Raw genomic sequence first — 13,015 nt, 5'->3', positions numbered from 1 at the left:
AACGGCACAATTGTTCCCCTCGACCCACCAGGACACATGAATGCTCTCGACTGGATCCGCCAGCGTGGCCTAACCGGCGCGAAGGAAGGCTGCGCCGAGGGTGAGTGCGGCGCCTGCGCGATCCTCCTCGCACGCCCCGGTGTGGCAGCACCGACCGAGTGGGTGGCTGTCAACGCCTGCCTCATGCCGGCACAGGCGTTGACAGGGCAAGAGGTTGTCACCGCCGAGGGCCTCGGCACCCCCGACGATCTGCACCCAGTACAGAACGAGCTGGCCATCAAGGGCGGTTCCCAGTGCGGCTACTGCACACCGGGATTCGTTTGCAGCATGGCAGCCGAGTATTACCGCCCGGACCGCGGGGAGGACTTCGACATCCACGCACTGAGCGGCAACCTTTGCCGGTGTACGGGATACCGGCCGATCCGCGACGCCGCCAACTCCATCGGATCGGTTGACGACAATGATCCCCTGACCTCACGCAGGCTCGATCCGCCGCCTGCACTCGTCGCCACACGCTTCGCCGATTACATTCGTGTCGGCGACCTGAGCGAGGCACTCGTGATGATCGCGGCGGACCCCTCGGCGCGGCCGGTGGCCGGTTCGACGGATGTGGCGGTCGAAGCCAATATCGGCGGAGCCCGTCCCGCACTTCGGATTGGCATCGGGCACCTGGAAGAGTTGCGCCATCTGCTCGTCGATGACGACCATGTCGAGATCGGTGCCGCGCTCACCTTGAGCGAGATAGAGCGCCGCCTCGACGGCACGGTTCCTCTGCTGGCGCAGCTGATCCCCCAGTTTGCATCACGACTGATTCGCAACGCCGCCACCATCGGTGGCAACCTGGGAACCGGATCACCGATCGGTGACATGGCCCCCGCCCTCCTTGCGCTCGACGCCGAGGTCGAGTTGGTCTCGACAGAAGGCCGCAGAATCGTCCCACTCGCCGACTACTTCACCGGCTACCGGCAGAGCGTACGGCGCAGCGATGAACTGATCGTCTCGGTGCGCATTCCCCGGCCCCTCGCCGGACTGACCGCGTTCCACAAGGTCGCCAAACGCCGCTTCGACGACATCTCCAGCATCGCCGTTGCACTCGCCTTGGATATCGAGGAAGGCCGCGTACGGCGGGCCGCGATCGGGGTCGGCGGGGTCGCAGCGACTCCGATCCGTGCCCGCGCGGCCGAAGCCGCCCTCCTCGGCAAATCGTGGAACGAGGAGACCGTCCGTGCTGCGGCCGCGGTCCTGTCATCGGAAGGAACACCACTCGACGATCACCGCGCCACCGCGGCCTACCGGTCCGCGATGCTCGGCCAGGCGCTCGTGAAGTTCCACAGCGAACTCGAGGGGACGCGAGCATGAGCGTGGGAATCCGCATGATTCACGAGAGCGCAGGCCTGCACGTGACCGGGCAGGCTCTCTACACCGACGACCTTGTCGAGCGCACGATGAACGTCCTGCATGCCTTTCCGGCCCGGGCTCCTTACGCGCACGCGCGCGTCGCTGAACTCGATCCTGCACCAGCACTGACGGTCCCGGGCGTCGTACGAGTTCTGACCGCCGACGACGTACCCGGTGTCAACGACGGCGGCATCAAGCACGATGAACCCTTGTTCCCCGACGAGGTCATGTTCTACGGACAGGCGATCTGCTGGGTCCTCGCCGACACCCTCGAAGCCGCGCGACTCGGTGCCGCGGCCGTCAACGTGCGGTACGAGCAACTCGACTCGATCATCACGGTCCGGGAAGCGATTGCTGCGCAGAGCTTCCAGGGCAACGCATTCCAGCTCGACCGCGGCGATGTCGATGCGGGCCTCGCGGACGCCGCCCACGTGTTCTCCGGTGAGTTCGAGTTCTCCGGGCAGGAGCACTTCTACCTGGAAACACATGCCTCCCTCGCCCTCGTCGACGAGAGCGGCCAGGTGTTCATCCAGTCCAGCACCCAACACCCGAGCGAGACCCAGGAAATCGTGGCGCACGTCCTCGGTATCCGCAGCAACGAGGTCACGGTGCAGTGCCTGCGAATGGGCGGAGCTTTCGGAGGAAAGGAGATGCAGCCACACGGCTACGCCGCCATCGCCGCGCTCGGGGCGACCCTCACGGGCCGTCCAGTGCGCGTACGCCTAACTCGCAACCTCGACATGACGATGTCCGGTAAGCGACACGGTTTCCACACCACGTGGCGCGCCGGCTTCGACGACACCGGGCGCATCGTCGCCCTGGACACACAGCTCACCTCTGATGGCGGGTGGAGTCTCGATATGTCCGAACCCGTCCTCTCTCGCGCGTTGTGCCACGTTGACAACGCCTACTGGATCCCGAACCTGCGAGCAACGGGGCGAATCGCTCGGACCAACAAGACATCCCAGACCGCGTTCCGCGGGTTTGGCGGTCCCCAAGGCATGTTGGTCATCGAGGACATCCTCGGCCGCTGCGCCCCACTGCTGGGCATCGACCCGGTCGAGTTACGGCACCACAATTTCTACCGAGACGGTCAGACGACGCCATATGGGCAGCCGGTCCGTCACCCCGAACGACTCGACCGGATCTGGACCGAACTCGCCGAGTGCGGCGACCTGGCCACCCGCCGCACAGAGGTGGCGGCGTTCAATGAGACGAACCCCACCGCAAACGCGGCCTGGCGCTCACACCGGTGAAGTTCGGAATCTCGTTCAACTTGACCGCTTTCAACCAGGCCGGTGCTCTTGTCCACGTGTACAAGGACGGCTCGGTCCTGATCAACCACGGCGGCACCGAGATGGGGCAGGGCCTGCACACAAAGATGCTGCAGGTCGCGGCCACCGCCTTCGGGATCCCGATGAAGAAGATCCGGCTGGCGCCGACACGCACCGACAAGGTCCCCAACACGTCCGCCACCGCCGCCTCGTCCGGCGCAGATCTCAACGGTGCCGCGGTCAAGAACGCGTGCGAGCAGATACTTGCCCGTCTCGACGGTGTCGCGGGCACTACGTGGGAGGAGAAGATCGCCACCGCATACCTGTCGCGGATCCAGCTCTCCGCGGCCGGCTACTACCGTACCGAAGGCATCGAATGGGATGGCGCCGCGATGCGCGGGAGACCGTTCAAGTACTTCGCCTACGGCGCTGCCGCCACGGAAGTCGAGGTCGACGGGTTCACCGGCGCTTACACCTTCCGTCGTGTCGACATCGTCCACGACGTCGGTGACAGCCTCTCACCGCTGATCGACATCGGACAGCTCGAAGGCGGATTCATTCAGGGGCTGGGCTGGCTCACCCTTGAAGATCTGAGGTGGGACGAAAGCAACGGCCCGCACCGTGGCCGCCTGCAGACCCAAGGCGCCAGCACCTACAAACTGCCGAGCTTTTCCGAGGTTCCCGAAGTGTTCAACGTGAAGTTGCTCGAGAATGCAACGGAAGACGGCGCGGTGTACGGATCGAAAGCTGTCGGTGAGCCGCCGTTCATGCTCGCCATGTCCGCGCGCGAAGCGATCCGCGACGCCGTCGCGGCGTTCGGCCCGCCCGGGACCAGTGTCGACCTCGCTTCTCCCGCGACGCCCGAGCAGGTCTTTTGGGCGGTCTGCCGAGTGCGCGAGGCCGCTGGCACGGGTGATCGGAGCACGGTATGGACTGGATGAATACGCTCGAACGCCTGCGCCGCGACCGCGTGAGCGGAGTTCTCGTGACCGTCGCAGCGGTGCGCGGTCACGCACCGCGCGAGGCCGGCGCGAAGATGGTGGTCACCGCCGACGCGACATTCGGATCCGTCGGCGGCGGCAACCTCGAGGAGGTCGCCATCGAGCGGGCCCGCAGCCTGGGCTCGTCACCGGAGTTGGTGACGATCGCGCTGTCCGACAAGGCGCCCTATCAGCACGGTGTGCAATGCTGCGGCGGCGAGGTCACCCTCCTGCTCGAACCGATGGCCACAGCGCCCGCGGTCGCGGTGTTCGGGTTCGGCCACGTCGGACTCGAACTGGCCCGCATCCTCGCCCGCCACGACTTGGACCTGTATCTCGTCGACTCTCGGGAACCGCAGTTCGCACCCGAGCGCCTGAAGTTCGTCGACGACGCCGTTGCACGGGTCATGACCCGTCACCATTCGTTGCTCCCCGAGCAGGCGCTCGAGGGACTTCCAGCGGGAACCCACATCCTGGTGATGACCCACGACCACGCCGAGGACCTGGCGATCTGTGATGCCGCGCTGCGGACCGCTGGACTGGGGTCAATCGGTCTGATCGGGTCTTCAGCCAAATGGACCAACTTCCGCAAGAAACTCAGCGGAGCCGGCCTCGGCAACCTAGAGCGCATCCGCTGCCCCATCGGCGTGCCAGAAATCACCGACAAACGGCCCGCCTCGATCGCCGTCAGTGTCGCGGCGGAAGTGCTGACCCTCATCGAACATGCCGCAGGAGGCATCGAGAATTCCCATGACACCACGAATAGCGGGATGGTCGCATGACACGCTCCATTGCCGGCCCCGGCGTCAACTAACTCTCGCCACGGGTCGACCTCCGCCCCGCGGGTATACGTCGTACTCCGTAGCCGCTGCTTCCATTTCCTTTGCCACGGACGCTGTCGGAATAGTCACACTTCCGACATTGTCCCGAGGCACTGCACGGTCCGACATTTCGGAACATTGCGAAAAGGAGTGTTTCCACTGAACATCCCGCCACACCGTGACACCGCCTCCGACGCAACCGAGTACACCGCACAACAAGTCCTCGACGGTCTGGACCTCGCAGTACGCAACATCAGCCGACTCCCACCCGGCCGGGGGACGAAGTGACGAGGAAGCTCAAGAGGTGCGCGACTGGTTCCGGCTCGCCGAGGAGCCGCCCCATGGGTCGAAGCACTCACATTTGCTGCGCCGGTCATGCGGGTTGGGCACGTTCCTCGCTGTGAAGGTGATCCGACAAGCACTGTGGAGCGGCTCATCCCGAAGCGGTGTAAGCAACCGCGGTGCACGTGCTGTCGATTCTGCTTCGGATCGGCGAACACGCTCCACCTCGACCCGGCGGTGATTGCACGCCTCCGATTCGAGGACCGCTCGAGTCGAACGGCAGAACCCCATCAACTGCCCCGCCTTCGCCAACCGACTCGACAGCGTTGAAGACATCCGCCAATTGCGCCATATTGTGCCGATGTTTCACAGCCCCCATTGGCAATTGCGCCGTATTGCGCCGTTATGTCGATCTGTAAATCAACAGTTTCTATGCCTGTCCAAGGCTTTTGGTTCGACTCCTTGACTCATACGGTCAGGTTGGTCGAACCAATCAGTCCAACTAATCGAGTAGATCGGATGTCACCGTGGATCAGGGCACCGCCCGGCCTCATTGGCCTGCTGGCAAGGGAGCGCCCACCATCGGGAACCGAATACCGGTTCCAGCAGAATCACTTCGCCTTCCTGACAACAACATTGGCAATCTGCGACGAGCCAACAGCGTAAGCGTCGAAATCTCGGCCCATCTGGAAGCGATGATTGCAACGGGCCGGCTAGTGTCCTGAGTCGTTAATTCGGTCGCAGTAGTTCGCGATGGATTCGAGGATCTGATCCGCGGTCTTCACCCACACATAGGGTCGCGGATTCTCATTCCAGGTATCGATCCAGGCGCGAATGTCGGCGTTGAGGTGTCGCACGGATCGGTGGGCGGAGCGGCGAAGCTTCTTGTTCGTCAGCTCCGCAAACCACCGCTCCACCAAGTTCATCCACGATGAACTCGTAGGCGTGAAGTGGATAACGAATCTGGGATGCGCTGTGAGCCAGCGCTTGACGGCCGGGGTCTTGTGGGTCGAGGCGTTGTCCATCACAAGGCACACGTCGAGATCTGCGGGCACCTCGGCATCGATCTTGCGAAGAAACGCCAAGAACTCGGTGGCACGGTGCCGGGCGTGCAGGGAGCCGATCACCTTCCCACTGGCGATGTCGAGCGCCGCGTACAGGCTCGACGTTCCGTTCCTGACATAGTCGTGGCTGGCGCGTTGCGGCGTGCCTGGCAGCATCGGGAAGATCGGTTGCGTCCGGTCCAACGCCTGGATCTGGGTCTTCTCGTCCACGCACAGCACCAAAGCCCGCTCCGGCGGGTTCAGGTACAGGCCGACGACGTCACGAACCTTCTCGGTGAACAGCGGATCCTTCGACAGCTTCCAGGAGTCCTGTTTGTGCGGAGCCAGGCCGAACGCTCGCCACACCCTCGAGACAGTGGACTGCGACATGCCGAGATGATCCGCCATCGACCGTGTCGACCAATGCGTCGCATCCTTCGGTGTCGATTCGAGCGTCGCGGTGATCAGGTCCTTGATCTTTGCGTCGCTCACCGTCCTCGGCCGGCCCGGGCGCGGTTCGTCGAGGAGCCCATCGCAGCGAGCCTCGACGAACCGATCCCTCCATCGCCGCACCGTCGAACGGTCCACACCGAGTCGTTGCGCCACTTCAGAATTGGATCCACCGTCCGCGCAGGCCAGCACGATCCTCGACCGCGCCGACAACCCCGCCGCACTCGTACGACGGCGAACCCAGCCCTCCAACTCGGCCCGCTCCGCGTCACTGAGAACAATCACCGCAGCACGCGGACCCCGAGTCGCCATACCCAACAGTATCAACTGGTGGATAATTTACGACTCAGGACACTAGCCCGCGCACCGCATCATCCTTCGCTACCGTGCCGACCGTGGGTACGACCCTGCACGCACCCCACCCCTGGCCACACATCACCGCTACCCTCCGCGGACCCGGTCCCCACCGTGTCGCCATCGCCTACCTCGACCACACCGCCCCCGACCTGCTACCACTGCGCGCCGGGGACCAACTCATCGTCAACGCCGCACGACCCGCCGTCCGCGCGCACGCCACCTCCCCCACCGTCCTCGCCCACTTCCTCAACGCCGGCGTGCGCGTGCTGTCGACTCCGAACCTGCACACCGGCCTGATCCTCACCGGCGAGACGGTGATCGTCGGCCCTGCCAGCGCCTCGATCAGCTCCACCGTGGCCGACGAAACCGCGCTGATCACCGACGACCCCGACGCCATCGCCGCCGCACACGCCTTCCTCGACGATCTCGAAGACACTGTCGTGGTCGACGACGTATTCCTCGACAGTGCCACCGCGATCTGGCAGATCGGACGAGTGGTGCCCCTAACAGGGATCGGCAGCCGCACCCGCACCGGTCACGATTTTCTTCCTACCCCCGTGCGCCGGATGTTCCTACGGCACCTCAGCGACTACACCCGCACCAACGACGACGAAACATCATGGGCCGCAACCACCACCGGCCGAAACGGGTCGGCTCCGCGCTACCGCACCGCATGGATCCGCCAGAACACTCCCGGTCCCGACCGCCGCACCCTCCTGCAGCCCGGCGACGTCATCCTCCGGATCAGCGTCGACGACACCCGGCTGCATCCGCCGGCCGTCGTCGACACCGGCCCGCACCGCATCCCCCACACCCGCTCTGCGGTGGCCTACCGGCTACGCGTCCGCACCGACCTCGACCCCATCTCAATAGCGGACGCCGCGCGAAGCCTCGCCGAGCACGGCCACCCGAACCCGCGCCTGCACAACGATCACCGTGTCATCTCCCCGAGCCTGCGCGCAGCATTGCTGCGGTTGTGGAGGCTATAACCCCTCGACTCCCCGCACACCTTGCTTCCACTCTGACCAACAATCCGATGGCGGATCCGCTCAACGCAAAAGCCGAAAGGAAGCGACGCTCGCAAGGAGCGGCGCTGCCGCCTCTTCAAAGCACCCAGGCCGACGGGCCGCGATCACTGTCGGCGCCACCGAGCACGCACCAACTGCGGGCAGATAGCACGATTGGAGCGTCTACCCCTGTACACCCCGCAGCGGGGAACCCACTGTGAACTTCGCACCGAACGGATCGGTGACCTCCGCAGTCCGCCCGTACGGCATATCCGTTGGATCGTCCGCGGTACCCCCGCCGGCCCGGGCCGCGGCGACGACCACGTCGCTATCGACTACCTGGAAGAGCGTGCCCCAGGAGGACGCCGCGGCGGACGGGTCACCCACGATGCCGCCGATCTCGTGCCCATCCGGTCTGCGCAGAAAGGTGAAATCCACGCCGGGCAGGTCGTCGTTCCCGTCCAGATGAAGTCGAACACCGCCGCGTAGAATTCCCGCGCCGGACCGGGGTTCGGGGTCACCAAGTCGTTGCGTAACAATGTGTTCGGCTCGTTCACGAGCTCGCAACCGACATGTGCCCGTCCCTGCCACAGGCCGAACTGCGCACCGGACGGATCCCGCACTATCGCCATCCGACCTTGGTCGGCGATGTCCATCGGCTCCGTCAGCAGCGCGCCGCCCGCAGCGACGGACCGAGCGACCGTCGCATCGACATCGTAAGTCGCCAGGTAGACGTTCCACCAGAACTCCGTCGCGTTCTCGTCCAGATTCGGCATCAGCGCGGCGACCTTTTTGCCGCCGAGCAGACACATCGTGTACCTGCCGTACTCCTCCGGTCCGATGTCGAACTCCCAACCCAAGACCGACCCGTAGAAGGCCATCGCCCGGTCGAGATCCGGGATGCCCAGGTCGATCCAGGTGGGGGTGCCGAGAGGTTGATTCGTGGTGACCGCGCTCATCGCTGCTCCTCCGCCGGGTGGACACACTCGACGCTAGCCCGCGGCACCGACATTCGACGGCAGAGCCAGGGATTCACTGTCGTGCTTCGCGAACCGTCGGTACCGCCCGTTCGGTCCGCATGTCACCACAAGCACATCACTGGATAGCGCACTGCGCCCATGACCACCGGACCACGGTCGAGGCATGACCGTCCGAGCCCGATCCCACGGGGAAGTCGCGCCGCCCGGCCGGGGCTACGGCTTGAGGACCACCGTGATGCAGCCGTCTTTCTTCTTCTGGAACTTCTCGTACATCGCCGGCGCCCCATCCAGCGGCGCAGTGTGCGTCTCGAGGTCGAGCACGCCCAGCGGGTCCGAGGGATCGTCGACCAGCGGCAGCAAATCCTCGGTCCACCGCCGCACATTGCACTGACCCATACGCAGCTGCAGCTGCTTGTCGAACATCGTCATCATCGGCAGCGGATCCTTCATGCCGCCGTAGACCCCGCTGATCGAGATCGTTCCACCGCGCCGCACGGCGTCGATCGCGGTGTACAGCGCATCGAGCCGATCCACCCCGGCCATCTCCATCGCCTTACGCCCCAGCGCAGGCCCCCTCGACGTCGACCGCGACGCCGCCCGCACTATTACGCGCGAAGTACTCGACAGCGGTATCGACGCCGCGTTCTCCGAACGCATGCACGTCGACCACGGTTTCGCCCAGGCTCTACAACTACTCGTCGGATCGATCATCGCAGTACCGACCGTGCCGATCTTCATCAACTCCGTCCCCGAACCCCTCGGCCCCGTCAGCCGAGTTCGGCTGCTCGGCGAAGCTGTCGGACGAGCAGCCAACAAACTGGACAAACGCGTCGTGTTCGTCGGATCCGGAGGGCTCTCCCACGACCCACCGATTCCGCAGTTCACCAGCTCGCCTGAGCAGGTGCGCGAACGGTTGATCGACGGCCGCAATCCGAGCGACGCCGAACGCAAGGCCCGCGAACAACGCGTCATCACCGCCGGTCGAGACTTCGCTGCCGGTACCGCCACCATTCAGCCGTTGAACCCCCACTGGGACCAGCATCTTCTCGAGATTCTGGCATCCGGCGAACTCGAACAAATCGACACGTGGACCAATGACTGGTTCGTCGAGCAGGCCGGCCACTCGTCCCATGAGGTGCGCACCTGGATCGTCGCCTACGCCGCGCTCCACGCCAACGGCCCCTACCAGGTCACCTCGAGCTTTTACCGCGCAATCCCGGAGTGGATAGCAGGATTCGCAATCACGACAGCCCTCACCCTCTCCTCGAACCACACGAAATGACCGGCACCTGAACCCACGAAAAAGGTTCCTGTCGTTGTTCGACAAATCCGACTGAGCGCGACCATCACCGCACCGCCGCGGCTATCAAGCAGTGCACTACTGCAGGCTCGCGGGTCTGTTCGAGGTCGACCTTGCCGTCGCGGGGATCCCAATTGTTCACCACGACAATGAATTTCTTGCCGAGCGGTTCGATGACCTGCTTGATCGTGCGCGCGGTGGGATCGAGACACAGCGGCTCGGGTTCGATCGGAACGATGACCAGATCGGCGACCTCGAGCACCGCGCGCAACGCGTCGGCGGAACTACCGGTGCCGAGGACATCGGTGCCGTCGTCGGCACCGGACAGGTCGATCCAGCCCGGGGTGTCGACATAGACGTGCTTGATGCCGGGCAACTTGTCGAGATTACGTAGCACGTCGAGGTTGTCGTGGACCTGGTCGATCATAAACGGCAGTTCCTCGACACGTGAGGCCCACCAGACTGCGGAGCCCTGGGGGTCGACGGAGATCGCGGCGACCGGGGACTGAACATCGTCGTCGTCACCGCCGACGAGTTGATCTTCTTCTCCCCGGCTTGCGCAGCACCGCTACTCCGAACGACGACTGTCGCCGCCATATGCAGTACACACTCACCCTCCGGTTACACCGGGGATGGCCCTGCTGCCCGACAACCCGCCGACATGGGTGAGATAGGCGCCGGTCCGCAACCCTGACTCCGCGTCAGGGTTGCGGACATTGCCTAGTACTACAGCCGTAGATCGCTGATCTGTCGGGATTGCGGCGCGTTGACGCTGGTGAAGGCGGCTGCCGGGGCATGATTCGTGGTTTGTGAAGTCATCGAAGACACCCACGGCAACCGCGGGTTTGAGGGTAGACCATCAACGCTGGCGACAGCGCCTGGACGCGCTGATCGACACGATCACGCCCCGGTTCGCCCGCCGTGAAGCGGCACGGAACGCGGGCGCGTTCGTCGTAGGGGTGCTCTCATCGCTGGAAACCAAGAACTGCTGGACGATGGCCGAACTGTCAGGACATGCCACACCGGACAAGTTGCAGCACTTACTGTCGCGGGCCACGTGGGAGGCCGACGAGATCCGCGACGACCTCCGAGCGATGATCATCGACGCGTTCGCCGAACCCGACGCGGTGCTCGTCGTCGACGAAACCGGGCACGTGAAGAAGGGCACGAAAACCGTCGGGGTACAGCGCCAGTACTCCGGCACCGCCGGGCGGATCGAGAACTGCCAGGTTGCCGTCTACATGACCTACACCAGCTCGAAAGGCCATGCTCTGATCGACCGTGCCCTGTACCTACCACGCTCGTGGGCCGAGGACCACGACCGCCGCACCGACGCCGGAGTGCCCGAGGATGTGGAGTTCGCGACCAAGCCCGCCCTGGCCACCGAAATGATCACCCGCACTCTCGACGCCGGCACCCCTGCCGCATGGGTCGCCGGCGACGAAGTCTACGGTTCCTGCCCGGACCTGCGAACGGCATTGCAGGAAAGGCAGATCGGGTACGTCCTGGCGATCGGCTGCAACCGGAAGGTGGACACCGTCAGCGGTCGGTGTCGTGTCGACGAACTTGTTGCTGCGCTGCCACGACGAGCGTGGCGGCGACTGTCGGCCGGGGACGGAGCCAAGGGGCCGCGCTGGTATTCGTGGGCGTGGATCGACACCACCGATGCCCCCGCCTGCGGTGGGCACTGCTCGGTGCTCGCCCGCCGCAACGACACGACCGGGGAGTTGGCCTACTACCACTGCTACAGCCCCGCCCCAGTGACGTTGGCCGAGTTGGTGCGCGTCGCCGGTCGCCGCTGGACCGTCGAGGAATCCTTCCAGACCGGCAAAGGCCTGACGGGATTGGATCAACATCAGCTTCGCACGTGGACGTCCTGGCATCGCTGGACCGTTCTGGTCATGCTCGCCCACGCGTTTCTCGCTGCGGCCACTGCTACCCAGCGCACCGTCGAGCAGGGTAATTCCTCGTTGATTCGGTTGAGCATCAATGAATTCCGACGGTTGTTCGTCGCTCTGGTGCTGACGCCATTACATCTCGGTGGTAGTCGGGTCTTGGATTGGTCGATCTGGCGGCGACAGCATCAGCAACGAGCTCGGATATATCATCAGAACCGCAGGTCAGCGCATCCTTGAGCTCGATCTACAGCTGTAGTACTAGGCTGCGCGACCGAACCGACGTTCGTAGTCCTCGCGTTCACGCGAGGCACGCGCCTGCGCCTTCGCACCGAGCAGATCAGGATCGAGACCGTGTTGCTGAAGTCGATGACGTTGCCAGATGCTCATCAACGCCACAGAAAAGTACGTCCAGGGCAAGAGCAGCAACATCATCATGGAGACGGGAATCCATACCGGTCCCGGGATCAGCAGGAACAACAGCAGCAGCGGGATGACCGGTACATTCCACCTGAGGAGATAGCGGCGCACGCCGCCCGGCCCCAGGATGTCGTTACGGACCCAGTCCTGCATCTGCGGAGGCAGGGGGCGGCCAACCACATAGGCCAGGCGCTGAATTACGGTAGGTCGTGTGCGAAGCGGGGTCGTCACAGCGTTCCCTTCGTTGTATCCGGTGGCTCGGATGGATCTCGGGACGGACGTCGATCCGAACTGGTTATTGCATGTGCTGCAGCATCATTGAGAAGGGTCAGTGCCCGATGCAGCTCCTGGAGCTCCGCCGGCGAAACACCGAGCTTCTCGACCACGGCGACCGGGACTTTCTGGGCTTCGTTCCGCAGGGCTCGACCTTGGGCAGTGAGATCGATGACCAGTTGACGTTCGTCTACACGACTGCGCGAACGAGTGATCAGCTGTGAGGCTTCGAGGCGCTTCAACAAAGGCGAGAGCGTGGGCGAGTCCAGAGCCAGCGCTTCGCCGATCGCCTTGACCGACATCGGAGCTTTCTCCCACAGCGCCAACATCACCAGGTATTGCGGGTGAGTGAGGCCTAGAGGCTCGAGGATAGGCCGGTAGACAGCCAGGACGGCCCGGTTGGCAACGGCAAGCGCGAAGCAGACCTGCCGGTCCAACGCCAGGAGGTCGTCGTTCCCGATCGAAGCGAGGTCACCTGTGGTCACAGGACGAGCATACCGGACTCAGTCGTGCGCGAACGAATCGTGTGCGAGCA

Annotated in this window: 10 protein-coding genes and 3 pseudogenes; 7 read left to right on the top strand and 6 right to left on the bottom strand. The window is 64.4% G+C overall.

From position 1 onward, the window contains the following. Positions 1-36: 36 nt before the first annotated feature. From M3330_RS14020 to xdhC, 4 genes are read left to right on the top strand one after another with little or no spacing between them, the layout of a single operon-like run. Positions 37-1,359, top strand: a complete 1,323-nt coding sequence (locus M3330_RS14020) for a xanthine dehydrogenase small subunit (RefSeq protein WP_255025009.1) — start codon at positions 37-39, stop codon at positions 1,357-1,359. After that, positions 1,356-2,654 carry a molybdopterin cofactor-binding domain-containing protein gene (locus M3330_RS14015; protein WP_255025008.1) on the top strand — a complete coding sequence of 433 codons (1,299 nt, stop codon included), beginning with the start codon at positions 1,356-1,358 and terminating at the stop codon, positions 2,652-2,654. The genes M3330_RS14020 and M3330_RS14015 overlap by 4 nt, the downstream gene beginning before the upstream one ends. Positions 2,655-2,674: 20 nt before the next feature. Beyond that, positions 2,675-3,613 carry a molybdopterin cofactor-binding domain-containing protein gene (locus M3330_RS14010; protein ID WP_255025007.1) on the top strand — a complete coding sequence of 313 codons (939 nt, stop codon included), beginning with the start codon at positions 2,675-2,677 and terminating at the stop codon, positions 3,611-3,613. Next, positions 3,610-4,434, top strand: a complete 825-nt coding sequence (gene xdhC / locus M3330_RS14005; protein WP_255025006.1) for a xanthine dehydrogenase accessory protein XdhC — start codon at positions 3,610-3,612, stop codon at positions 4,432-4,434. The genes M3330_RS14010 and xdhC overlap by 4 nt, the downstream gene beginning before the upstream one ends. Positions 4,435-5,468: 1,034 nt before the next feature. Here xdhC and M3330_RS14000 read toward each other — a convergent pair. Next, on the bottom strand, positions 5,469-6,560 hold the full coding sequence (locus tag M3330_RS14000) for an IS630 family transposase (protein ID WP_255025005.1): 1,092 nt from the start codon (positions 6,558-6,560) through the stop codon (positions 5,469-5,471). Positions 6,561-6,643: 83 nt separating this feature from the next. Here M3330_RS14000 and M3330_RS13995 point away from each other — a divergent pair, with 83 nt between their 5' ends. Continuing rightward, entirely contained in the window at positions 6,644-7,594 is a 951-nt protein-coding gene (locus M3330_RS13995; RefSeq protein ID WP_255025004.1) for a phosphatidylserine/phosphatidylglycerophosphate/cardiolipin synthase family protein, read from the top strand. A 201-nt stretch (positions 7,595-7,795) separates the two neighbouring features. Here the strand turns inward: M3330_RS13995 and M3330_RS13990 are convergent. Then, positions 7,796-8,571 (bottom strand): annotated as a pseudogene (locus M3330_RS13990) (VOC family protein). 234 nt (positions 8,572-8,805) lie between these two features. Beyond that, positions 8,806-9,159 (bottom strand): annotated as a pseudogene (locus M3330_RS13985) (glutathione-dependent formaldehyde dehydrogenase); the annotation flags it as partial. Between M3330_RS13985 and M3330_RS13980 the strand changes: the two are divergent. Beyond that, positions 9,101-9,874 (top strand): 3-carboxyethylcatechol 2,3-dioxygenase, encoded by a 774-nt coding sequence (locus M3330_RS13980; protein ID WP_255025002.1) that lies wholly within the window; start codon positions 9,101-9,103, stop codon positions 9,872-9,874. The pseudogene M3330_RS13985 and the gene M3330_RS13980 sit on opposite strands and share 59 nt — an antisense overlap. 106 nt (positions 9,875-9,980) lie before the next feature. Here M3330_RS13980 and M3330_RS13975 read toward each other — a convergent pair. Further along, a pseudogene (locus M3330_RS13975) lies at positions 9,981-10,418 on the bottom strand (ParA family protein); the annotation flags it as partial. 352 nt (positions 10,419-10,770) lie between these two features. Between M3330_RS13975 and M3330_RS13970 the strand changes: the two are divergent. Then, entirely contained in the window at positions 10,771-12,027 is a 1,257-nt protein-coding gene (locus M3330_RS13970; RefSeq protein WP_255028908.1) for an IS701 family transposase, read from the top strand. A gap of 21 nt (positions 12,028-12,048) precedes the next feature. Here M3330_RS13970 and M3330_RS13965 read toward each other — a convergent pair whose 3' ends face one another. Together M3330_RS13965 and M3330_RS13960 are read right to left on the bottom strand one after the other, a co-directional pair. Then, positions 12,049-12,360: a DUF5313 family protein gene (locus tag M3330_RS13965; protein ID WP_229566219.1), complete on the bottom strand. Its 312-nt coding sequence runs from the start codon at positions 12,358-12,360 to the stop codon at positions 12,049-12,051. Between the two features lie 74 nt (positions 12,361-12,434). Continuing rightward, positions 12,435-12,965: a MarR family winged helix-turn-helix transcriptional regulator gene (locus M3330_RS13960; protein ID WP_072740544.1), complete on the bottom strand. Its 531-nt coding sequence runs from the start codon at positions 12,963-12,965 to the stop codon at positions 12,435-12,437. Between the last annotated feature and the right edge of the window lie 50 nt (positions 12,966-13,015).

The sequence above is a fragment of the Rhodococcus sp. GA1 genome, assembly GCF_024321955.1.
In the GTDB taxonomy this organism is placed as follows: Bacteria; Actinomycetota; Actinomycetes; order Mycobacteriales; family Mycobacteriaceae; genus Rhodococcus; species Rhodococcus pyridinivorans.
Note: the sequence above shows the minus strand (reverse complement) of the source record. Positions and strands in the feature narration are given on the sequence as shown.